The organism is Pseudomonas sp. LB3P14 (genome assembly GCF_054898045.1).
The window spans coordinates 2,803,211-2,824,404 of the sequence record NZ_CM142714.1 but is presented as its reverse complement, the minus strand read 5'-3'; the positions used below and the strand labels follow the sequence as shown (position 1 = coordinate 2,824,404).

Genomic DNA, 21,194 nt, shown 5'->3' with positions numbered 1-21,194 from the left:
CCCTGCGGTACACCGCAGCGGCGTTCCGGAAGGTCGAAGTGCGGGTGACAGGGTCGTCTCCACGAGCTGGAGTCTGACCCGGATGGCCCAGATATCTCTGACTCGGAGTAGGGCTTCTGCCCGACAAGCTTTCCCTTGTTCCAAGGCTGATGGCTGTATGTAGCTATAGTGTTCATAGCTTGTCCTCCACGTTGAGGGAGGACAAGCGTGGATCAGTCACGGTGCGTGGTCGCTATCCGACCCAAAGCGGACCTAACCGGTTTCTGAAGCCATCCAGGTCAAAAAATTATGGACCTGAGTCGTAAACTCTTTTGGCTTAGCGCATGGGTTCCTTGCCTGGGACAAGAAAAAAAAGATCTGCATTCTCATGCACGGGAAATGCTGAACAAACAGTTCGACGTGCTCTTCCAGTGTTTGCGGCCACATCAGGTCCTGTTCAGAGCGAAATACCTGAGTTGACCGGATGAGTTTGCGCGAGGCTTCGCGTTGCAGGCGTAGCGATTGGGTCGGTGTGGTCGCTTGATTGATAAGATCGGCATACCGGGTCAGTATGGATTCAAAGTCACCATTCACGGCAATGGCGATATCACGCGACGGCTTGAACCGGTCGAAGCGCTTGGTCAGATCATTCCCCCATAAGCAACGACAGTGATGCTTGAGCCAATACCCCCAGCTCAATCGATTGTCAGCCTCCAATACTTCAGAACGACTACCGATGTCGAAATCGATCTTGATGACTTCGGTATGCCGACTTTCCAGCGTGCGCTTTTTCGACTCCAGCAATTCCAGATCCTGCGACGTAGGAGGGCTGTGCAGAACAAGGGTTAGGTCCAGGTCGGAAACCCCCGGCACGGCGTCGCCTCTAGCGACGCTGCCATAAAGATAAATCCCGTCGAGCAGAGGTTCCGACCGAGCGAGCGTCATGCAAACGTCCGCCAGCAAATCCTGAAACTGTGGCTGCATCTCGACGTTGGACACGGTGAGGATATAACCGTCTGCATCAATGCCACGAGGATGGAATCGTTCCATGAAGCCGTCCGTGAGTTGTGTTCAGAGAGGTACTTTAACAGAGCAATAGTGGCTGCTCTTGGCCGATAGCTGCCTGTCCAGAGTTTGACTGAGTAAATGGAGAGCGTAAAAAAGCCCGGTTTGTCAGGCCGGGCTTCTTGTTGGGTTTCGCAGTAAAGCCATTCATTCAGGCAACGCGGTTTTCGATCAAACGGTCGGAACCACCTTCAGCGACGCGATTTTCGATCAAACGGTCGGAACCACCCTCAGCGACGCGGTTCTCGATCAGACGGTCGGAACCACCTTCAGCGACGCGGTTTTCGATCAGACGATCCGAACCACCTTCAGCAACGCGGTTCTCGATCAAACGGTCGGAACCACCTTCAGCAACGCGGTTCTCGATCAGACGGTCGGAACCACCTTCAGCGACGCGGTTTTCGATCAGGCGATCCGAACCACCCTCAGCTACACGACTTTCAATCAGACGATCCGAGCCGCCTTCAGCGACAACCGGGTGAGCAGAGGTAGCGGCGAAAGCGTTAACTGCAAAAACCGAGAAAGCGATGCTGAGGAGGATTTGGCGTTTCATGATTTTGTGCTCCGGGGTGTAGGTGTTGGGTATGGAGCGGATGTTACGCCGAGGATTTTTTTTGAGAACTTCATTGAATTAATGGTGACTATTGACGGAGTCAATGGATGCGGAAGTCCGGCGTGGGCGCGATCAGGCTTCGCTGACCTTACTGACGCTAGTCACCTGACCATTCCAGACCATCTCGTAATGCGCTGCTTGAATGATTGATAAAACCGGTCTCGGCGTCATCAGCGCCCAGCAATAACTGCCCTGCATCCGCACAGAGTTGTAACGAATGCCCGGACATCCCGCCTCTTTAACGGACCTCCCCAAGCGATGGGAATGCGTGTAATCGTCAGGCGAATAAACAGGATCAGTCATCGCAATAGCTGCAGCATCTTTCATCGCCACGTCCACGAAAGAGCAAGACAGCCCCCGAAAAACGAACCGCTCATAGTTCAGGCTCGGGACATTCGACCAATACAGACTTTGGTGATGCCGCACTTCGGCCAGCGCCGTCTCCATGGAGTCCGCAAGGTACAACACACCAAAACTGCCATCGCTGAACCGCGAACCCGCCGGGTTGACGTGGGTAAAAGGCGCTGTCGCGTAGGAGCAGCCAGGAATGCCGAACGGGATCTGATCACGGGGAATCAACTCAAGATGACCCACTTCATTTTTCAGCCTGGGATTCGTCAGCGCCTGTATCTGATACAGCACCTCAAACTCATCCGCGTCCGCAACGTCATCAAACATCGCGATAGGTGGAAACTTCGAATTGACCAGTCGATAGGCCTGTAACCGCTCTCCGGCAAGTTCTGCCAGTTCATTCACCTTTACCATTGCGCGCCACGCAGCACGTCAATGCGCCGAAAGGTTTCATACAACGAAATCATATCGCCCTGAGACATGATCTCGAGCGGGGAGCGCCCATTGAAAAACTCGTTGTCGTTGGCCATCGACGGGAAGCCGTAGACGTTCTCCGGGTTATCGAAAACCAGGCGCAGCGCGGCGTGGATGTTGAGCACAAAACTGATGCGCTGCATCTGGTCCGAGTCCAGCGTCACAGCCCAGTCGGGGTCGCGCTGCCGGGCGCGGGTGTAGGTGCTGCGGGAAATGCGCAGGATGCGGCAGGCCTGATCGCTGGACGCACCCCATTTTTCGAGTATGCCAACAGCGGCACGCAGGCCCGTCACACACTGGCTCTTGGTAAAGGCTTGTTCCTGGAGGGCAGCGGCCATGTTCAATACCTCATCGTGAATCCATAGACTCAAAGATAGTTAAGTTGAATCTACAGAGCAAGTCTGCCTCGACCAGCGGACATTACAGCGTTATTAGCCGTTCAACCCTGTTGGGCGATCTTCCAGGTTACTCAGCAGCCACTCACTGAAGCTTCGCGCCAGCGCATTATTCTCACTGTCACGATGGGTCAGCATGGCCCAGTTCGGACCACGAATGGTTTGCTCCACCAAGGGTTGCAACACGCCATTGGCGCGTGCCTGTCGACTCAATAGTTGGCTGACCAGAGCGATACCGAGGCCCGCGCACGCGGCGTCCAGCAGAAGGCCGGGGTCGGAAAAATTCAGCCCCTGGTCTTTCTGACCGACATCAATGCCAGCCTCCACCGCCCAGTGACTCCAGTCCATTTCCCGCTCGCCGTGAAGGGTTGTGCGCTGTTCGCGTGGCAGCGCCAACAGGTTCGGGTGACACGCCGGATAGAGGCGGTCGGCGTGCAGCACCTTGAAGCTGCACTCGGCTTGGGAACTGATGTCATCGCGCACCGCGAGGTCGATAGTCTGGGTGGTCATGTCCGGGACTTCATCGGTACTGAAAATCCACAGATCAACGTCCGGATGCTCGCGGCGAAAATCTCCCAAACGCGGCAGCAGCCAGTGACGGGCGAACGCCGGTGTGGTGTTGAGGACCAATTGGTTGGGTTTTTGGTACTGCCCCAGTCGGCGAATCCCGACGGCCAGCTGTTGCAGCATCGCCTGGGTGGTGCTGAGCAAGTCGTGACCGGCATCGGTCAGGCTGACGCTGCGTCCACTGCGAAAGAACAAGGGTTGTTCAAGGTACGCCTCAAGGCTGCGGATCTGCTGATTGATCGCCGATTGGGTGAGGTGCAACTCGGCGGCCGCCTTGTGGAAGCTGCCCAGCCGGGCGGCGGCTTCAAAGCCGCGAAGGGTGCTGAGAGGCGGCCAGTGCTTGAGCATATTGATAAGTTCCTCTAATCATTTGTCTGCAAAATCCATCGTTTGTTTGCCTGTATTTACGGCCGTAGCATGCATGCCAGGACCACCCAAGCAGTTTTGTTGAACACAATGGCTTAACTAAAAGGGCTTTTTTTATCATGAAGCATGTCATGCAGCAGAATGAAGTTCGAAACAGTGGTTGGATGATGCCGGCCGAGTGGGTGAGGCATGTCGCCACCTGGATGGTCTGGCCACACAACACAGCACTCTGGGAGTCCGGTTGGGGCATGACATTGCCGCAGGTGCAAGAGGACTTCGCTCGCGTGGCCAACGCCATCGCCCGCTTCGAACCGGTGAAACTGGTCGTCGACCCTTCTGCTGTCGCCAGCGCCAAAGCGTTATGTGGGCCAAACGTCGAATTGATCGAGCTGGCGGTGAACGACAGCTGGTGCCGGGACTCTGGTCCGAGCTTCGTCTGCCATCCGCAACAAGGCCTGGCCGGGGTGAGCTGGCGCTTCAATGCGTGGGGCGGCAAGTCGGCCCACAACCTGGACGAAAGCCTGGCGCGCCGCGCACTCAATCACTTGGGCGTGGAGTGCTTTGGTACCGCGCTGAGTAATGAAGGCGGGGCCATCCATGTGGACGGCGAGGGCACGCTGATCACCACCGAATCGGTATTGCTCAACCCCAATCGCAACCCGGGCATGAACAAGGCTGAAATAGAGGAAATCTTCACGCGTTTGCTGGGTGTGAAGAAGACGATCTGGCTGCCAGGCGATCCGGACTATGTGACCGGCGACATGACCGACGGCCATGTCGATGGCGTGTGCGCATTCGCCCGCCCTGGGGTTTTGCTGGTAGATGCCACCCACGACCGGCAATCGGTGTATGCCGAAGTGGCTCGCGAAAACCGTCGTGCGCTGGAACTGGCCACTGATGCCCGAGGCCGACAGTTCGAGCTGATCGAATTGTATGAAGCCACCGACGCCGTGGACACCGAGGCAGAAGTGTTCTGCGCTTCCTACACCAATTTCTACATCGCCAACGACGCGATCATCATGCCGGCCTACGGCATTGAGGCCGACAACGCGGCTGCCGAGGTTTTGGCTCAGACGTTCCCCGGGCGCGAGGTAGTGCCGGTGCGAATCAATCACCTGGCTCATGGCGGTGGCGGAGTGCATTGCATCACCCAGCAACAGCCCGCCTGGCCGGTGGAGGGCTGATGCCATGACGCTTCTGACCATCGCCACAACCCAGATGCCCTGCACCTGGGACTTGCAACACAACCTCGATAAGGCCGAGCAGCTGGTGCGTGAGGCGGCTGCGAAGGGCGCCCAGGTCATCCTGTTGCAGGAACTGTTTGCCACACCCTATTTCTGCATCGAGCAAAGCCATAAACACCTGGCACTGGCTGAAGAATATCGAGACAGCCACGTACTCAAGCGCTTTGCCGCGTTGGCCAAAGAGTTGGGTGTGGTGCTGCCGCTGAGCTGGTTCGAGAAGGCCGGTAATGCTTACTTCAATTCCTTGAGCGTGGCCGATGCCGACGGGCGTCTGCTGGGTATGTATCGCAAGACCCATATCCCCAACGCCATCGGTTATCAGGAGAAGGAATACTTCAGCCCCGGCGATACCGGCTTCCGTATCTGGGACACGGCTTTTGGGCGCATCGGTGTGGGCATCTGCTGGGACCAGTGGTTCCCCGAGACCGCACGCTGCCTGGCGTTGATGGGCGCTGAAGTCTTGCTGTTTCCCACCGCCATCGGCTCTGAGCCTGGCTGCGCGACGCTGGATTCCCGTGACCACTGGCAGATGACCATGCGCGGCCACGCCGCCGCCAACCTCCTGCCAGTGGTGGCCGCCAACCGCATTGGCCGCGAGGTGGCCACCACCGATCCAGCCCTGCAAATGAGCTTCTACGGCTCGTCCTTTATCTGCAACCACAAAGGCCAGTTGCTCGCCGAGGCCGACCGCGACAGCACCGGCGTGCAGGCCCACAGCCTGGACCTGGCAGCCATGGGCGAAGAGCGCTTGAGCTGGGGCATTTTCCGCGATCGCCGTCCGGACATGTACGGCGCGCTGTTGACTCAGGACGGTCGTCACATCAATGCACGCTGGAACACTCAAGGGGTTTGATATGCACACGATCAACACGTGGTTGAGCGGCGCCCTGGGACTGGCACTTGGCTGTGCCATGCCGTCGCTGCACGCGGAGGAGAAAACCCTCAGGCTGTACAACTGGGCCGACTATTTTGCCGAAGACACGCTAGCCAAATTCACCACCGAAACCGGGATCAAAGTGATCTACGACGTCATGGATGGCAGCGAGACACTGGAAGCCAAAATGCTCGCCGGCGGCAGCGGTTATGACCTGATCTTCCCGGGCGACACCGTCGCCGAACGCTTGATGCGCGCGGGCAGCCTGCAACCGCTGGACCGGTCAAAACTCATGGCCCTGAATGACATCGAGCCCGGTTTGCAGAAGCTGCGTACGCAGTATGAACATTCGAGCCAGGCCACCGTTCCCTACACCTGGGGCACCATCGGCCTGACCTACAATGCCGGGCAGATCAAACAGCGATTGCCGGATGCCCCGGTCAATAGCCTCGACATGTTGTTCAAACCGGAACTGGCCGCCAAATTTGCTGATTGCGGTATCGCATCCCCCGTGAAGGCACCACGGTGTGGGTGGATACCATGGCGATTCCTGTCGACGCTAAACATCCGGAGTACGCCTATGCGTTCATCAACTTCGTCATGCGTGCGCAGAACATGGCTGCCATCAGTAACTTCACCGGCTATCCCACCTCCAATTCCAAGGCACGTCCAAGCGTCGATACGACAATGCGCGACAACCCGGACATTTACATCGATGAGGCCACTTACGCACGGTTGATTCCTGGCAAGGACATTCCCCAGTCCGACATGCGGGCGCGCATGCGAACCTGGACCAAGTTCAAGACGGCCACCGCGAAATGAGGGGGACCGGTCACCCACCGTTGGCGTAGTCCGGATCAAGCATTACTGGTGAAACGTGCGACCCAGCGCATCCAGGCGAACAGCAATGGGTGGCAAGCGCTGGCTGCTCAGGGCAAGGGTTTCGACATCGTCTGCGGTGTTTTGCGCGATGGTCTGCACAGACTGCAAGCGTCCGACAATTTCGGAGCTTGCCGTGGATTGTTCGCGGGTGGTGGTGACAATGCGTCCATTGAGTTCATCGATGTGCGAAATGTCGCTGCCCACCGCCTGCAACATCGCTGCCGCCAGCTGGCTGTCTTCGACACAACGCTCCACGCCTTCGCGGCTGTCGTGCATCGCCTCGACGGCTTTGCGACTGCCTTGCTGCAAGGCCTCGATGATCGTCCTGATTTCCTTCGTGGAGACGGCCGTTCGCTGCGCCAGGCTGCGCACTTCATCGGCCACAACGGCAAAGCCTCGGCCTTGCTCGCCGGCGCGAGCAGCCTCGATGGCGGCGTTAAGGGCCAGGAGGTTGGTCTGGTCGGCGATACTGCTGATAACCTCCAGGACGGTACCAATTTGCTCCGCCTGTCCCGCCAGCACCTGCACGGTTTCGTTCGTGCCTTTTAGGCGCGATGCCAACTGAGTGATTTCATGCTGTGCCCGGTTCACACTTTCCTGTCCTCGCGTGATTTGCACGCTGGCCTGGCCGGCATGTTCAGCGGCATGTTCGACGTGAACACCAATATGGCCCATCGCGTCCCCCATGCGCTGCATTGAACCCGTCATCTGGGCAATTTCCGTCAGCTGATGCTTGGCCCCTTTCTCCAGCGTGTTGCTCGCCTTGGCAAGCTCCTGGCCCAGCTCACCGAGGCCGTGAGAATCGCGAACAACCCCGTCAACCAGGGCGGTAATCTGCATCAGGAATTGATCGAAACGATCCGCAAGCGAGACATGCACCCCGGCCTTGTCTCCCTTGCCAGGATCGACGGTGAGCTGGGACGTGGCCGCGAGCATCTTGTCCAGCATGTCCTGGCTCTCCACCGCTTCGGCCTGACTGTGCACAGCCAGATAGAGCAGGGCGACCGTCTCCATCACCACATAGAAGGCGTGAACGAACACCATCGTCCACCCACCGTGATGCGCCATGACGTAGACCGGGAAACCTTGATGTTGCAGCGCATGGAAGACTACGTGGTGAACGGCGATCGTTGCCGCGGCGACCAGAATCGGTAGCCAGTCGCGATAAAAAGTCAGTACCGCCAGCAACGCGAATATACCGAAGTGGGATTCAATGACGCCCTCGGCCTGGTTGATATGCAAGGCGGCCATGACCATCAAGCCAATGGCCAGGCAACACCGCATCAACCGCGTTCCGCCCATTGCGCGATAAAACACCGTCAGCAGCAGGCTCGTGCCCCCACCTACCAAAAGCGCCTGCATAAAGGTGTCGTGCCAGTAAGCCAGACCCAACGCGAAGAGGAACATCAGCCAGATCAAGCCCAGCATGATTCGGTCGGCTTTGCGGTAGTGCTCGAGAAAACGAGGGGGGAAGGGCATGCACGCTTACTCCATGTAATTGAGCCAGGATGAAGCAGACTTGTGGCTGATGCCGGTCAGGATGCCGCAAAGACGGTGAATAGAGTAGCCGTTTGCCATCACCCTTGACGTGTTCGACGGTGCACACGCAAAACAATGTCGGAAATAGAGGCAAGTAATGCTGAAGTGACGCGGCCAAGGTCTGCACCTGTGCCGGCCAGGGAAAATTGCTGGCGCTCGCGACGCACGAAAAAACCCGGCATGTAAGGCCGGGCTTTTCGTTGAGTACCGCGGTAAAGCTACTCATTCATGCAGCGCGGCTTTCGATCAGACGATCTGAACCACTTTCGGCGATGCGGTTTTGACTGGCAATGGATGCGCCTCACGCCCAGGTTTGCCCGAGCGTCCCCAGATCGGCCTTTTGCAGATCCTGCGGGCTCAGCACGATACGGAACTTGCAGTTGGCGTTGAAGTTGAGAAAAAACGGTTCGGCTAAAGCGGGGATCTCGGATGAGTCTTGTACGTCGACCAGAAAGATCCCGCCGCGCATGCCATCCTGCTCAGTAAAGTACGCGGCCTCAGGCTTGATGCTTGCCAGAATGCGCTCAATCACCTCGCCCACCGTCCCGGCTTTGACAAGGGAGTTGAAGGGCTCATTAGGGCACTCGACCATCAGTAACATCTTCATCATTCAATCCTCTGCTCAACGTGCAACCCTGTAGCCAGACCTTTGCGTCTGGTGCTCATGCCGCAGGCCATCCATTCAACAGTCCTCGCGGCTCGTGTCATCAAGAATAGCGAAGCGTGAGCCAGCCCTCGGGCAGGGTTACGGGCGGTCATGAAGCCCATTTCAAGGATTGAGAAAGTCCCTGATAGTTGGCTTGCTGCGCAGCTCGGGAAACGAACCGCTCATCGCTCAATTCGACTGCTTCGGCGGGTAGTTGCCGCGCAAGCCGCCGGGCTTGTTGCCCGTTTTGTCAGGCAGGGCAGGCACTACCGGGCGGGATCTGGGCTGAGGGTTGGCGCGGCTGCGGGGTTGAGGTTGTTTGCTCATTGTTCGCCTCCTGAGTTTTCAGAAAATTGCGAATGGGTCTTCTGATAAAGCTTAGCGACTGGGCGCTATTACCTCGCTAGCGCTATTCGTCCACGCTGATGCCCGATCCCCCTAATTCGTTGGGGACATCCTTCAGCTTGGGCAATCCATCTTTGATGTGCAGCACAGTCTCCTGATAATGGACGTGAACGCCTGGTGAATACGCGAGATCCGGGATGACCGCGGCATACACATCGATGAGCCCCATCTCCGGATGTTCAGTGAAGAGGTGCCCGCCGCATGTCTTGCACCACTTGCGGTAACTGCGCGGTGTCTTGTTGTAGGTGCCGATGTTGTCAGCACCCCGAGTCACTTGCACCGCCTCGGGTTTCCATAGCGTGAAGGCATTGACCGGTCCTGCTGACCAATGCCGACACGACTCGCAATGGCAATAGCCCATTCCGGCCGGCTCGCCGCTGACGGTGAACTCGACTGCGCCGCAAAAACAACTGCCCTTGTAAGACCGTTCAATGCTCATGGCATGACTCCTTGATCAATTGCCAGGCGATACCGTCGGACATGGCATGGATCGCCTGAACGTTGCCTGACTTCACCCGTCGATGTAGCGCACTGCTGTCGCCGGCGTGCGTCGCACCTGCAGTTCGAAAATGTCAGGGCGCGCGTAGTGCCCGGTGACGTCGAGCGCCCGCCGCGCTGGCGCCACGAGTGCGACGTCGATGTCCGCATACAAAATGCCTGCCTCCCGGTGTAAGGGACCGGCCACGATCCGGCCTTGAGGATTGACCACCACCGAGTCGCCGTCGTTGATCCATTCGTCCGGATCGGGAAACAGTTGCGTACGCGCCGGGAAGTCGTCGGGAATGTCACTGCCGCGCAGCGCGGTGCCACTGCCAATCACCCAACAGCGGCCTTCGAGTGCAATGTGACGCATCGTGCTGATCCAGCCCTCGCCAGTGTCGTACGTGGGGGCGACGTAGATTTCCACCCCTTGGGCATACAGTGAATAGCGTGCCAGCGGCATGTAGTTTTCCCAGCAGATGAGCGCACCAATGCGGCCGACCGGTGTATCGACCGTACGCAACCCGGAGGCATCACCGAAGCCATGCACCATGCGCTCGGGATTCGTTGGCATCAGCTTGCGGTGGCGGTTGAGCACTGCGCCGTTCGCGCCGATAACGACTACGCTGTTATAGAGCGTGCCGCCGCCATTGCGCCGGTCGCATTCATTGATGCCGCACACGATCGTCACGGCGTGAACCCTGGCGGCCTCGCACAATTGGCTCAAGTCACCGTTGGTGATATCGACGGCGTTGGCCAGCAGCCGCGTGTGCAACTGGCCCATTACAGCCCCGTCCTTTCCTGCCGCCAGCCGCCAGATCCACGACGGGTAACCGGGAATGTACGATTCGGGCAAAACGATCAGCGACGCTCCCGTCGCCGCAGCCTCGGCGACCGATTGCACGGCCCGGGCGATCGTCGCACTGCGATCAAGCAGCACGGGCGGGCGCTGAATAATGGCTACCTTGGTCATGGCGTTCTCCTTTGGCTTTTGGCTTTCGAAGGCTTGAGCGTGCGCGTGGCGAAGTAGCGGGGCTAGTTCAAAATCTGAAGTGTTGTAGTTACGGAGCCCAGGCGATGGAAGAAAGCTACGGTCAGTTCTGCACGGTCGCGCGCGGTGCTGAAGCCCTGTGCGAACGCTGGACACCATTGGTGGTGCGCGAGCTGCTGTGCGGCAGCAAACGCTTCAATGAACTGCACCGCGGCGTACCACGGATGTCCACCAACCTGCTGGCACAAAGGCTGCGCCATTTGGAAGAAATCGGTGTCGTGCACCGCACCGCCGCAGGCAAAGTCTGGGAGTACAGCCTGACCGAGGCGGGCGAGGAATTGCGCCCCATCATCATGGCGCTAGGTCATTGGGGCGCGCGCTGGATCGGCAGTCGCCTTCGCGATGACGAACTCGACGCGGGCCTGCTCATGTGGGACGTGCGCCGGTTCGTGCGCATCGAGACATTCCCGTCCCGACCGGTGGTCATCCAGTTCAAGTTCCGCGACGCACGGCCCGGCGAGCAAGCGTGGTGGCTCGTGGTCGAACAGGGCGTGGCAGACCTGTGCCGCGACGACCCCGGCCGCGAACTGACGCTCGTCGTGGACTCCAGCGTGCGCGCATTGACCGAAGTGTGGACGGGCGACCGCACACCGCGGGAGGTTCTTCAGTCGCGAGAGCTGCGTGTAGACGGTGCCGTGAAGGATGCGGAAAACTTGTGGCGCTGGCTTGGCACGAGTGCGTTTGCGGGGACTCGGAGTGCGGCAGTAACTCGGTAATCTCGCTGGCCTGAGCCCGAGTCACGTTAACTGTTTGGAGTTAACCGATGTTGAACGTGCTTTATCATATGCAGCCAGAACCGACTGCGAAGCCCCACAGCCGAACAACATTTTGCTGACTGACCAGGCGTGGAAACCGCGTCGATGGGTATCAGCAATGATGCTTATGTTCCAGTCAGCCTGGAACTGCTGCAGTGGGCTGATCTGAGTCTGTCTGGACATACCTGATATTTTTCAATACATGGAGCCTGCACTGATCAAGTTACTGGACGCGAGAGTCACGCGGTATTTGCCTTCCTGAAATGAAGGTCAGTCGACCGATGGATGCTGGCGTACCTCTTGTTCGCAGACACAAAAAACGGGCGCCTTCATGGCGGCCGTTTCCTTTTAATCCATTCCTTGGCCGACCGCACATAGCGGTTTTTACCGTATGAAAGGCTTCACATTTTATTTCACATTTTTAGGTGAAGTGCCTTCGGTCAATGGGGGCACGAATGGATCCGTCAGCCGTGTTTATGCACAGACCGCAATTGGTGAAAAACGGGCGCCCATTGAGGCGCCCGTTTTTACTTACTCCTTCGCCTGCGCTCGCAAGCGTCGACCGATCACGTCCATCAAGTCACAGCCGTCGCGTAACGGAATGGCTAACAGCTGAGAAAAGTCTTTCAACACCACCGTGTCGCAACCGAGTTCGGCGCGGTAGGCGATATTTTCCAGCACCTGCGTGACTGTGCGGATGCGGTAATCGGCCATGGCTTGCAGGACGTCGAGTGGGGCTTGGGTGTCGATGAGCAGGGAGGCCGGGATCAAGTCGATTCCGGTGAGGGGCGTGTATCTTTCCATAGGGGGAGATCTCATTCAGTTTGTTGAGACCGCCAACAGATCGTCGCCAAACGATAGGGTGGCAGTTGCGCGCAGGTTGGCGAACCGGGAATGAGTAACCGGCAGACCCGAAGGTCTCCCGCGCACAACCGCCATAGTACAGCGGTTTTGCGGCTGCGACGACGCCTGCAAATGAGCAGACGGCCCTCGCGCTCATATCTCGGGTCGCCAAACCCGAAATCGCCATTTTGGGCGACGAGATGGACTATAGGCCTCATCAGAACGGCGGGAAAGGTGAGGGATTCCGAGGTTTATGTAGGAATTTTTATGGTGCTCCTAGGACCGTTACGCCCCTTCCTCGGGCGACTGCTATCGGCCCAGAGTGTGTAAAAACGCCTTCGCAAACCCTTGCTATGATTTCTGAGGATTTCATCGCAAGGATCGCCCATGAAGCGCTTTATTCAAGGTGAACATCGAGGCCAAAATACCTTCCTTCCCGAAAGCCTCGATGACTACGTCACGGATACAAATCCGGTGCGCGTAGTCACGGCCGGCAGCAGTCGACTGGGGCTGTGTGAAAACGTTTTAAATACCCAGCACTGATGGTTTGCTGATCAATTTTGGCGTTACCTCGCAAATTCTGAGCAATCCCACTTGGTCAAACTCCAATGATTTCGCGTAGCAACGCGAACCTTGAATTTCATCGGGAGTTTTCACACAGCCTGGAGCCAAAGCTGGCATTCGCAGCAAGAAAATAAATCAGTCCCCTTTTCCTCTGCTTTTCCTCTGCATGCTCACGCCATCACCGGGCGTGAGCATGCGCCGATCACTTAGGTAAAAGCGAAGTCCGCCTCGGTGATGGCGGCCTGTGGGACGCCGATCAAGGTTATGCTTCCCACACCCGGCTGGCCAGTGACGCTAATGACAGCCTCGCCGAACTGTTCTCCAACGGTGAGATTCGCGAAGGTCAGACCGCTGGTGCTCAGGTCGATCAGGTCAGTGCCGTCTTCGAAGTCGGCGATAGTATCCGTTCCCCAGAGGGCACCGAACTGGAACCTGTCCGCATCGAGGCCGGGTTCGAACTGGAGGCTGCCGACCATGAAGTCATCCGCCGCACTGCCCACCAGCAGGTCTTCCCCCGTGCCACCAATCATGAAGGCGCCAGCACTGCCGGACTGCAGTGTGTCGTTGCCTTCATTCCCCTCAAGGGTCGTCTGGAAAGCGAACTCGGCGCTGCTGCCGATCACCAAGTCGTTCCCGGCACCGCCGAAGGCACTGCCGAAATCCTCGATGGTGAGCGTGTCGTTACCCTCGCCGCCGAACAGATTATCCAGGCCTGTGCCGCTCAGCAGCACGTCGTCACCGGTACCGCCATCGAGCAGGTCCTCGCCCGCCTGGCCGAACAACTGGTCGTTGCCGCCGAGGCCGAAGATTTTATCGTCGCCATCGGTGCCGACGATGATGTCGTTTCCATCGGTGCCAGCCGTGACGAAGACGGTATTGTTACCGAAATCGTCCACCGTGAAGTTCTTGACGCCGAGGAACTTCACCGTGAAGTCGGTGCTGTCGAGCCGGCCGTTGTCATTCTCGTCCGCTATCAGCCAGGTATTGCCCTGGCGGACCGTGTAGAGCAGGTCGGTGATGCCGTTGCCACCGCCGACCAGTACCGCGCCAAGCTGTGGATTGAGCGTGACCTGGCCACGAAATACGAACTCATCGACCAGTTCGATCGTATCGCCCCCGGCCACACCTGCGCCCTGGAAGTCCTGGACCGTATCGAAGGTCGCGAAGGGTGAGTTCGGGTTGAACGAGCCGAGGAAGAACTCGAACTCGTCATTGCCGGCGCCGCCGTTCAACTGGTCTGCCCCGGCGTCGCCTTCGAGCACGTCGTCACCATTGCCGCCGAACAACTGGTCGTTGCCGGCATCGCCGAACAGTTCGTCGTTGCCGTCCTCGCCAAACATCTGGTCGTTGCCGTCTTCGCCGAACAGGCTGTCGTTACCGATGCCGCCAAACAGCTGGTCGTTACCGGCGTCGCCGTCCAGCGTGTCGTTGCCTGCACCGCCACTCACTATGTCATTGCCGTTGCCGCCGGCAAGCAGCGGGTCATTGCCGGCACCACCGTCAATGATGTCGTTTCCGTCGTTGCCCGTGATGCTATCGCGGTCGTCGCCACCGTTCAGGGTGTCATTGCCGAGCCCACCGGTCAGCAGATCGTTGCCCGCGCCACCGTTCAGGATGTCGTTGCCGGCGCCGCCGTCGACGATGTCATTGCCGTTACCAGCGTTAATCACATCGTTTCCACCGAGCGCGAAGATCCTGTCGATCTCTGCGGTGCCGTTGATCACGTCATTGCCTTCGGTGCCACGCAGGACAAAGGTCGTGGTGCCGAAATCGGCTTTTACGAGGTTGTGCTGACCCGTCAGTTGCACCGAGAAGTCCGTGGCGTCAAACACGCCGTTGTCGTTGGAGTCCGCGAACAGCAACGTGCTGGCGGCACCTGCGACATAGAAGACCTCGGTGAAGCCGTTGCCGCCGAAACCGAGCGCAGCGCCCAGCGTAGGTACCGTGGTGCGAGCCCCCTCGAAAACCAGCCGGTTATTCGCGGAGAGGACCAGGGTGTCACCACCAGCAACGCCAGCGCCCTGGAAGTCGGTCACCGTGTCGCGGGCCAGGGAAGAGGAGTCCGAGCCACTGCCGACAAACCAGTTGAAAGAGTCATTATCCGCGCCACCGGTCAGGGTATCTGCACCGGCATTGCCCGTGAGCCTGTCGAGTCCGATGCCACCGCGAAGCAGGTCGTCGCCGTCACCACCGGAGATATCATCGTTGCCGTCACCACCTTCTATTGTGTCGTTACCTCCTTCACCCAGGATAAAGTCGTCGCCACCAAGGCCGAAGATCTGATCGGCCTCCGGGTTGGCAAATATAAAGTCGTTTTGTGCGGTCCCATTGATTACAGCCATGGTTCTACCCTCCCTTGAAGGAGATGATAAGCGTGAATTGGCGTACAGCGGGTTGAGGCAAGTTAATATTAGCTACTGACCCTCGGTATGGGAGGCTGGAGTCACATCTTTTTGCATCTCTCCCCAATGACCGTCCCCTGATGAATACATCAAGGCATCCCGTTTTTTGGATGGCCTGACTGGGCCGATTGCAGCCTGTCGCAAAAGGTAGAAATCGACCCTGGGCTGTCGTCCGCAGAGGACGCAGGGTGTGTGATCCGTTGTGCAACTAATGGTCGCGGAATCACAAGATTCCTGCACTCACCGGATTATTGTAATTGGCCGTAGGCGATTGCCAGTCGGTTGTGGAGGCTGGATTACGCCTTTAAATGCGCATACCGATCATGCCCGTTGAGGCGCATTCCGCCTGTCGTGGGACTTGAACTGTAAGGGGGTTAATGCGTCATATCATTCGCGATATCAACCTACGGAAGCCACCATGCTTTTAAAAAATAAGAGTCTCGTTGCTGTCATGTCATGCGCCATGATGCTTGCAGCCGCTCCATTGCTCCCTACTGATCTGTCTGTCATGAACTCCGCCTATGCGAAAGATGGTGGTGGTGGTGGTGGTGGTGGTGGTGGTGGTGGTGGTGGTGGTGGTGGTAACGGAGGTGGTAACGGAGGTGGCCATGGCGGCGGTACAGGCGGCGGTTACAGCGGTTCAGATCACTCCGGCGGCTCTAACAGTAACGGCCGCGGCAATGGACTGAGCAGCGATCATGCCGGCAAGGCTGTTCGCGACCATGGTGAAAGCGGTAACCACTACGGCAGTGATCGCAATGGTGATCGCGGTCATGGCGCAACGACTTCAGGCATCGCCCATTCCAAAGATACTCGCGGCGTGGCCAAAGCCAGAGCAGTCTCGACCTCGACGCCTGGGGATCACAACTCGAAAGGGTTGAGCAAAGCCGGGACGTCGGTATCGAAAAAATCGCACTGATCAGCCATAACGGCTGATAGGGAAGTGCAACGGACTCTACTGCAAAGCCTGCCGCACGCTTGAGCTCAATTCGACTTCTTCGATGGGTAGTTACCGCGCAACCCCCCGGACTTGGTGCCTGTTTTGCTGTGCAGGTCAGGCACTACCGGGCGGGATCTGGGCTGAGGGTTGGAGCGGCTCCGGGGTTGAGGTTGTTTGCTCATTGTTCGCCTCCTGACTGTTCAGCATTTCGCGAAGGCCTCCTGATAAAGCTTAGCTGCTTGCTGCGATGGGCGGCATCGTCCAGCAGTGGGTGAATAGGCTCCAAGCGACCAAAACCCGCAGCACGCAACCCAAAACAAAACGGGCGCCCGACAAGGCGCCCGTTTTCGTTTATTCCGCTGCTTGAGCCCGCAAGCGCCGGCCGATCACATCCATCAAGTCGCAGCCATCGCGCAACGGAATGGCCAGCAGTTTGGAAAAGTCGGACAGCACCACCGTGTCGCAACCGATCTCGGCGCGGAAGGCGATGTTTTCCAGCACCTGCGTGACCGTGCGGACGCTCGCTATTTACGTCACTTGAACTGAGCAACCAGCCAATCCTTCAAACGCCCACACGCCGGATCCTCTGCCTTCTTCTCCTTAATCATCAAATACTGAACCGCTTCCCTGAGCGTCAGTTCCTCCGTCACCGGCCGAACCAGGCGCCCCTGCTGTACCAGATGTCTCACCAGATGATCCCAGCCCAAAGCGAGCCCCTGATCGTCCAGCGCCATTTGCACGAGAAGGCTGTAGTCATTGCTGCTGAAGTAGTGCGGGCTTTCCGAGGCCGGGCTCGCGTCCACATTACGATTTTGGCCGAAAGTTGTCAGTCACGAATGACCCCGCAGACGTCCCTCGAACCGCTTTTCACCTTTCGGGGAATCGCCTTTACAGACGCGTACCCATCTCGAAAGCACGAGTCTCAAACCCGAACTCTGTGTACAGTGCTCCGCCGGTTTTTGTCTGATTGCGCGGAGGCAATGCGCTCATCACATCGGCGCTCTAACTGGTACTCATTATCCGAACAGGGCCATGACGGTTAAGGACTTCGATCATAACGTTCTTTCCCGAACGCCTCAGCATCACATCAGCCGATTCCGCCCCCACTGCCAGACGCTGAATGGCGATGGTGTCCAGAAATGCCGGAAGTATTGGCTCGTCAAACATGATGTTGAGTTTCGTAGGACTGAAGCTAAGTCCCAGGCACGACTGAATCATCGAAAGCGGCGCCGCAGCAGCCCACGCCTGCGGCATGCAGGCGACTGGGTAAAACGTCGGCCCTTGGGTGCGCTGCCGGGAAAAGCCGCAAAACAGTTCCGGAAGCCGTCGAAGATCAATGTACGTGGACGCGGCAAAAATCCCTTCGAAAATCCGCGCTGCTTCCCGACGGAAGCCGTAACGGGCAAACCCAGCCGCGATTAAGGCATTGTCATGGGGCCAGACGGATCCATTGTGATAACTCATCGGGTTATAGCGTGGCTGCGAGGACGCGACGGTTCGCACGCCCCAGCCTGAAAAAGAGGAGCGGTCCATCAACGCCGCCACGACCGATGGTGCACGTTTGCGGTACGCGATGCCGGCGAACAGCGCATGGCCCGCATTGGAGGTGCGCACTCGACAGGGCATTTTGTTGCCGTCCAGCGCCAGGACATACGTGCCCAGTTCCTCGTCGAAAAAGTGAGCATCGAACTGCTGGCGCAAGTGTCGGGCTTTTTCTTTCAAACGTAGAGCCTGGTCTGGCTCGCCAAGCCGTCGTGCAATTTGCGCGGCACCACTCAAGGCGCCATAGACGTAAGCCTGCACTTCAACGATCGCAATCGGGCCGACGGCCAATCGACCGTCCGCATGAAACACCGAATCATGGCTGTCCTTCCATCCCTGGTTGATCAGACCCTCGGCGGACTGCCGCCCATATTCGACAAAACCGTCACCGTCGCGGTCGCCGTACTCCTCAATCCAGGTCAGCGCTGCCTCGATGTTTGGCCAGAGTTGGCGGAGTGTATCCAGGTCATTGGTCCTTTCCAGATAGGCTGCGGCCAACATCACAAACAGCGGCGTGGAGTCGATGCTGCCGTAGTAACGCCGGAATGGCACCTCACCCAACTCAGCCATTTCCCCGAGCCTGACTTCATGCAGGATTTTTCCGGGTTCGGCATCGGCGCCAGGGTCGACGGTCGTCGCTTGATTGGCCGCCAGATGCCCTAGCACGCCTCGGGCTATACCGGGGTCGAGCCAGAGCATCTGCCACGCGGTAATCAAAGCATCACGTCCAAAGACTGTGCTGAACCAAGGGATACCTGCGTACGGATACAGGCCCTGAGGGGTTTTGGTCATGAGCATGTAAAGGTCGGAAACGCTCCGACTCACCGCTTCGTTGAACACCTCATGGGACGTTACGACCAAGGCCGCGCGCGAAGAGTACGTGCGTGACTGGCGCCGGGCATCGCGCAGTGAAACGAAAAACCCGTGACGCACTGAATAGGGTGGGTTTTGAACGCCGCAATTGATATCCATGAACAATGATTGGATTTGACCGGGCGCCAATGCGATGTCGAACAGTGCCTGGTCACAGGAAAGACAGGCTGGCAGCGGGTCAAAGCGTAGTCGGGTGGTGCGCCGTTTGTGATCCAGCCCGGTGTAGGAGAGAACGACTTGCTCACCCGTAATGTCCGCCAGATGCGCTTCTCCGCGTTGTGGACGCCGAGCACCGCGAACCTCGAACAGATCCTTGAAGTCGGCCACGAACTGGATTCTAAGTTGCAGGCGATGTGGGAATTCGTCGAAATTGCGCAAGGTCAGCCGTTCGTAACATGATCCTTCCCATAAAAAACGTGAGCGGCGCAGATGGATCAAATCATGGTGCAGGACTTTTTGGCCCTGGGCATTGAACAGATCGGCGTTGGTAAGATCGCAAGTGAGCATCGCGTTATCGTCGCGCAGCGTGGAGCTGAGCAACAGTGGTCGCGTCCCGTTAAGCGTCAGATAAAACCCCGACAGATGCCGGGTATCGGTATGGAAAAGCCCCTGCGGGCTTTCTTCTGTAACCAGTACATCCCCATTAGGGTCGAATATCGCAAAAGTATCGTTATGTTTAAGGGTGCGTAAGCGCAATTCTTGCAACGACGCGGAGGCGGGAACATCGAAAGGCGTGTTGGGTTGACCCGTAGTGTGGCCCGTCGTCAGATGACGATACAGCTCCAGATAATGGTTGGTCATGCACTCGACCGTGAACCGTTCCTCGAACGCGGCCCGAACCCTGCGACGATCAAGCGCTTTCAGCCGCTGGATAGCCGCTACCGCGCCCTCGATGTCGTCGACAATGTAACCGGACACTCCGTCATCAATCACTTCCGGGACCGCGCCATGACGAAAGGCAATGACAGGCGTCCCACACGCCATGGCTTCGATCATCGCCAGGCCGAAAGGCTCAGGCCAATCGATGGGGAAAATTAGCGCGCGGGCATTGCCAAGAAAGTTGGCTTTTTGGCGATCATCGATCTCACCGATAAATTCGACGTTCGGATGCGTCGCGATCAACGGGGCAATGACGTCGTGCCAGTAAACCTGATCTGCCTTGTCTACCTTGGCCGCGATTTTCAACGGCAGACCCGCCTTGGTGGCAATTTCGATGGCGCGGTCCGGTCGTTTTTCGGGGGAAATACGTCCCAGGAAAGCCAGATAGTCGCCTTTGGGTTCAGGGGTGAACGCTAAAAGATCGGCTGGAATCCCATGATAAACGTTGCCCATCCAATTGACGTTGCCGATCAACGGCGCGCGTTGGGCTTTTGAAATCGAGACCAGTGGTACTTCGGGAAAATGGCTGTAAAACGATTGGGAGTCTGCGATATCCAGACGTCCGTGGAGCGTGGTTACACTGTGGCCGGCCAAGCGACGAATTAACGGAAAATGGTAGATGTCGACATGAAAATGCATCACGTCGAATTGATCCGCCTGCCTGATCACTTGGTCCAGCATCAGGATGTGATGAGGAATCGCATCCTTGACGCCCGGGTCCAGTCGCAAGGCTCGCCGCGATCCTGGCTCCAGGCGTGCCGAAGTTTGTGAATCCCCGCTGGCAAAGAGCGTTACATCGTGCCCTTGCCGAACCAGTTCTTCAGTCAGGTAAGAAACAATCCGCTCAATGCCGCCGTATAGGCGGGGCGGACAGCATTCGGTAAGCGGCGCAATCTGAGCGATCCTCATGGAGATGATCTCCGGTATTGAGTCGAATGAAAAAGCCTCCTGTGCCTTAGCTTCCTACGATTCCCTTTGCTCGCCTTATCCACGATTGATGGTACGCCCACCGCGACAGTTCAATTCGATATGACGCCTTCAGCGTTCACCGGTCGCAAATCAGCTTTCATGGCGGTGACTGATGGGTGACGCGCGGCGCAAGCGTTCCGCACAGCTTCCGGACAGGACAGAAGCGATACATGGTCAATCATCAGGGTTGTTCGGCCGGTAACGTTCCTAAGGCACAATCACTCGCCAGTTCGTCAGTGTTGTCGGGGTTGTCACCTTCTGAGCCAAGGTCATCCATATAAGGAGAGTGTCAACTTATGGCCGTTCTCTGCCTCATACCTAGCAGTTATAGCTACCCAGTTTGGCTGTTCTGATGTGGGCGAATTCAGACGCCGCACTGCGGGTACGATGCGGCTGGGACCTAGCCTTGGATTCGATGGCGGTCAGCAGAATCCACCCTAAACCCTTGTTGCTTCGACAAACCTTTTTTCACCGCAATGCGCGCCGTTGTTTGCTC

Annotated in this window: 19 protein-coding genes and 4 pseudogenes; 7 read left to right on the top strand and 16 right to left on the bottom strand. The window is 57.8% G+C overall.

Features of this window, described 5'->3' with window-relative positions; genetic code table 11:
* Nucleotides 1-36: 36 nt before the first annotated feature.
* The 6 genes and pseudogenes from ACYZT5_RS13105 to ACYZT5_RS13080 form a co-directional block, all read right to left on the bottom strand.
* A pseudogene (locus tag ACYZT5_RS13105) lies at nt 37-176 on the bottom strand (integrase); the annotation flags it as partial.
* A 76-nt stretch (nt 177-252) separates the two neighbouring features.
* Entirely contained in the window at nt 253-1,029 is a 777-nt protein-coding gene (locus ACYZT5_RS13100) for a nucleotidyltransferase domain-containing protein (RefSeq protein WP_462051477.1), read from the bottom strand.
* Nucleotides 1,030-1,195: 166 nt separating this feature from the next.
* Nucleotides 1,196-1,597 carry a hypothetical protein gene (locus ACYZT5_RS13095; protein ID WP_154911624.1) on the bottom strand — a complete coding sequence of 134 codons (402 nt, stop codon included), beginning with the start codon at nt 1,595-1,597 and terminating at the stop codon, nt 1,196-1,198.
* Between the two features lie 132 nt (nt 1,598-1,729).
* On the bottom strand, nt 1,730-2,422 hold the full coding sequence (locus ACYZT5_RS13090; protein ID WP_462051476.1) for an RES family NAD+ phosphorylase: 693 nt from the start codon (nt 2,420-2,422) through the stop codon (nt 1,730-1,732).
* On the bottom strand, nt 2,416-2,820 hold the full coding sequence (locus ACYZT5_RS13085) for an antitoxin Xre-like helix-turn-helix domain-containing protein (protein WP_462051475.1): 405 nt from the start codon (nt 2,818-2,820) through the stop codon (nt 2,416-2,418). Before ACYZT5_RS13085 ends, ACYZT5_RS13090 begins: the two co-directional genes overlap by 7 nt.
* 93 nt (nt 2,821-2,913) lie before the next feature.
* Nucleotides 2,914-3,792, bottom strand: coding sequence for a LysR substrate-binding domain-containing protein (locus ACYZT5_RS13080; protein WP_462051474.1), 879 nt, complete (start codon nt 3,790-3,792; stop codon nt 2,914-2,916).
* A gap of 149 nt (nt 3,793-3,941) precedes the next feature.
* Here ACYZT5_RS13080 and ACYZT5_RS13075 point away from each other — a divergent pair, with 149 nt between their 5' ends.
* The 3 genes and pseudogenes from ACYZT5_RS13075 to ACYZT5_RS13065 all read left to right on the top strand — a co-directional run bounded on the left by ACYZT5_RS13075 (nt 3,942) and on the right by ACYZT5_RS13065 (nt 6,750).
* Nucleotides 3,942-4,994 carry an agmatine deiminase family protein gene (locus tag ACYZT5_RS13075; protein WP_462051473.1) on the top strand — a complete coding sequence of 351 codons (1,053 nt, stop codon included), beginning with the start codon at nt 3,942-3,944 and terminating at the stop codon, nt 4,992-4,994.
* A gap of 4 nt (nt 4,995-4,998) precedes the next feature.
* A complete protein-coding gene (gene aguB, locus ACYZT5_RS13070; protein ID WP_462051472.1) occupies nt 4,999-5,907 on the top strand; it encodes an N-carbamoylputrescine amidase in 909 nt (302 codons plus the stop codon).
* 1 nt (nt 5,908) lies between these two features.
* Nucleotides 5,909-6,750 (top strand): annotated as a pseudogene (locus ACYZT5_RS13065) (extracellular solute-binding protein).
* A 42-nt stretch (nt 6,751-6,792) separates the two neighbouring features.
* Here the strand turns inward: ACYZT5_RS13065 and ACYZT5_RS13060 are convergent.
* The 5 genes from ACYZT5_RS13060 to ACYZT5_RS13040 form a co-directional block, all read right to left on the bottom strand.
* The gene (locus tag ACYZT5_RS13060) at nt 6,793-8,289 is read right to left on the bottom strand and encodes a methyl-accepting chemotaxis protein (protein WP_462051471.1); all 1,497 of its coding nucleotides are present in this window, start codon (nt 8,287-8,289) and stop codon (nt 6,793-6,795) included.
* Nucleotides 8,290-8,650: 361 nt separating this feature from the next.
* Nucleotides 8,651-8,956 (bottom strand): panthothenate synthetase, encoded by a 306-nt coding sequence (locus ACYZT5_RS13055; protein WP_462051470.1) that lies wholly within the window; start codon nt 8,954-8,956, stop codon nt 8,651-8,653.
* Between the two features lie 228 nt (nt 8,957-9,184).
* Nucleotides 9,185-9,322 (bottom strand): hypothetical protein, encoded by a 138-nt coding sequence (locus tag ACYZT5_RS13050; RefSeq protein WP_462051469.1) that lies wholly within the window; start codon nt 9,320-9,322, stop codon nt 9,185-9,187.
* Nucleotides 9,323-9,404: 82 nt separating this feature from the next.
* A complete protein-coding gene (locus tag ACYZT5_RS13045) occupies nt 9,405-9,839 on the bottom strand; it encodes a GFA family protein (protein WP_462051468.1) in 435 nt (144 codons plus the stop codon).
* Between the two features lie 72 nt (nt 9,840-9,911).
* Nucleotides 9,912-10,853 (bottom strand): carbon-nitrogen hydrolase family protein, encoded by a 942-nt coding sequence (locus ACYZT5_RS13040; RefSeq protein ID WP_462051467.1) that lies wholly within the window; start codon nt 10,851-10,853, stop codon nt 9,912-9,914.
* A gap of 104 nt (nt 10,854-10,957) precedes the next feature.
* Between ACYZT5_RS13040 and ACYZT5_RS13035 the strand changes: the two genes are divergently transcribed.
* Both ACYZT5_RS13035 and ACYZT5_RS13030 read left to right on the top strand, forming a co-directional pair.
* On the top strand, nt 10,958-11,647 hold the full coding sequence (locus tag ACYZT5_RS13035) for a winged helix-turn-helix transcriptional regulator (protein WP_462051466.1): 690 nt from the start codon (nt 10,958-10,960) through the stop codon (nt 11,645-11,647).
* Between the two features lie 47 nt (nt 11,648-11,694).
* Nucleotides 11,695-11,948 (top strand): annotated as a pseudogene (locus tag ACYZT5_RS13030) (phosphotyrosine protein phosphatase).
* 269 nt (nt 11,949-12,217) lie between these two features.
* Here ACYZT5_RS13030 and ACYZT5_RS13025 read toward each other — a convergent pair.
* Nucleotides 12,218-12,490: a hypothetical protein gene (locus tag ACYZT5_RS13025; RefSeq protein WP_462051465.1), complete on the bottom strand. Its 273-nt coding sequence runs from the start codon at nt 12,488-12,490 to the stop codon at nt 12,218-12,220.
* Between the two features lie 426 nt (nt 12,491-12,916).
* Here ACYZT5_RS13025 and ACYZT5_RS13020 point away from each other — a divergent pair.
* A pseudogene (locus ACYZT5_RS13020) lies at nt 12,917-13,042 on the top strand (hypothetical protein); the annotation flags it as partial.
* A 257-nt stretch (nt 13,043-13,299) separates the two neighbouring features.
* Here the strand turns inward: ACYZT5_RS13020 and ACYZT5_RS13015 are convergent.
* Nucleotides 13,300-15,435: a calcium-binding protein gene (locus ACYZT5_RS13015; RefSeq protein WP_462051464.1), complete on the bottom strand. Its 2,136-nt coding sequence runs from the start codon at nt 15,433-15,435 to the stop codon at nt 13,300-13,302.
* A 478-nt stretch (nt 15,436-15,913) separates the two neighbouring features.
* On the opposite strand from ACYZT5_RS13015, the gene ACYZT5_RS13010 reads away from it, so the two are divergent.
* Nucleotides 15,914-16,414 (top strand): hypothetical protein, encoded by a 501-nt coding sequence (locus tag ACYZT5_RS13010; protein WP_462051463.1) that lies wholly within the window; start codon nt 15,914-15,916, stop codon nt 16,412-16,414.
* A gap of 372 nt (nt 16,415-16,786) precedes the next feature.
* Here the strand turns inward: ACYZT5_RS13010 and ACYZT5_RS13005 are convergent, their stop codons facing one another.
* The 3 genes from ACYZT5_RS13005 to ACYZT5_RS12995 all read right to left on the bottom strand — a co-directional run bounded on the left by ACYZT5_RS13005 (nt 16,787) and on the right by ACYZT5_RS12995 (nt 20,638).
* Nucleotides 16,787-16,936: a hypothetical protein gene (locus ACYZT5_RS13005; protein WP_462051462.1), complete on the bottom strand. Its 150-nt coding sequence runs from the start codon at nt 16,934-16,936 to the stop codon at nt 16,787-16,789.
* A gap of 32 nt (nt 16,937-16,968) precedes the next feature.
* On the bottom strand, nt 16,969-17,238 hold the full coding sequence (locus ACYZT5_RS13000; protein WP_462051461.1) for a LysR substrate-binding domain-containing protein: 270 nt from the start codon (nt 17,236-17,238) through the stop codon (nt 16,969-16,971).
* A gap of 199 nt (nt 17,239-17,437) precedes the next feature.
* Complete coding sequence (locus tag ACYZT5_RS12995; RefSeq protein ID WP_462051460.1) at nt 17,438-20,638, bottom strand: glycogen debranching N-terminal domain-containing protein; 3,201 nt, start codon at nt 20,636-20,638, stop codon at nt 17,438-17,440.
* Nucleotides 20,639-21,194 lie beyond the last annotated feature (556 nt).

Excerpts from the sequence above, each read along its gene's own strand:
- ACYZT5_RS13040 (WP_462051467.1), bottom strand. The coding sequence starts at position 10,853 with ATGACCAAGGTAGCCATTATTCAGCGCCCGCCCGTGCTGCTTGATCGC.
- ACYZT5_RS13080 (WP_462051474.1), bottom strand. The coding sequence starts at position 3,792 with ATGCTCAAGCACTGGCCGCCTCTCAGCACCCTTCGCGGCTTTGAAGCC.
- ACYZT5_RS13035 (WP_462051466.1), top strand. The coding sequence starts at position 10,958 with ATGGAAGAAAGCTACGGTCAGTTCTGCACGGTCGCGCGCGGTGCTGAA.
- ACYZT5_RS13090 (WP_462051476.1), bottom strand. The coding sequence starts at position 2,422 with ATGGTAAAGGTGAATGAACTGGCAGAACTTGCCGGAGAGCGGTTACAG.
- ACYZT5_RS13060 (WP_462051471.1), bottom strand. The coding sequence starts at position 8,289 with ATGCCCTTCCCCCCTCGTTTTCTCGAGCACTACCGCAAAGCCGACCGA.
- ACYZT5_RS13085 (WP_462051475.1), bottom strand. The coding sequence starts at position 2,820 with ATGGCCGCTGCCCTCCAGGAACAAGCCTTTACCAAGAGCCAGTGTGTG.
- ACYZT5_RS13025 (WP_462051465.1), bottom strand. The coding sequence starts at position 12,490 with ATGGAAAGATACACGCCCCTCACCGGAATCGACTTGATCCCGGCCTCC.
- ACYZT5_RS13045 (WP_462051468.1), bottom strand. The coding sequence starts at position 9,839 with ATGAGCATTGAACGGTCTTACAAGGGCAGTTGTTTTTGCGGCGCAGTC.
- ACYZT5_RS13050 (WP_462051469.1), bottom strand. The coding sequence starts at position 9,322 with ATGAGCAAACAACCTCAACCCCGCAGCCGCGCCAACCCTCAGCCCAGA.
- ACYZT5_RS13075 (WP_462051473.1), top strand. The coding sequence starts at position 3,942 with ATGCAGCAGAATGAAGTTCGAAACAGTGGTTGGATGATGCCGGCCGAG.
- ACYZT5_RS13095 (WP_154911624.1), bottom strand. The coding sequence starts at position 1,597 with ATGAAACGCCAAATCCTCCTCAGCATCGCTTTCTCGGTTTTTGCAGTT.
- ACYZT5_RS12995 (WP_462051460.1), bottom strand. The coding sequence starts at position 20,638 with ATGAGGATCGCTCAGATTGCGCCGCTTACCGAATGCTGTCCGCCCCGC.
- aguB (WP_462051472.1), top strand. The coding sequence starts at position 4,999 with ATGACGCTTCTGACCATCGCCACAACCCAGATGCCCTGCACCTGGGAC.
- ACYZT5_RS13010 (WP_462051463.1), top strand. The coding sequence starts at position 15,914 with ATGCTTTTAAAAAATAAGAGTCTCGTTGCTGTCATGTCATGCGCCATG.
- ACYZT5_RS13100 (WP_462051477.1), bottom strand. The coding sequence starts at position 1,029 with ATGGAACGATTCCATCCTCGTGGCATTGATGCAGACGGTTATATCCTC.
- ACYZT5_RS13015 (WP_462051464.1), bottom strand. The coding sequence starts at position 15,435 with ATGGCTGTAATCAATGGGACCGCACAAAACGACTTTATATTTGCCAAC.
- ACYZT5_RS13055 (WP_462051470.1), bottom strand. The coding sequence starts at position 8,956 with ATGAAGATGTTACTGATGGTCGAGTGCCCTAATGAGCCCTTCAACTCC.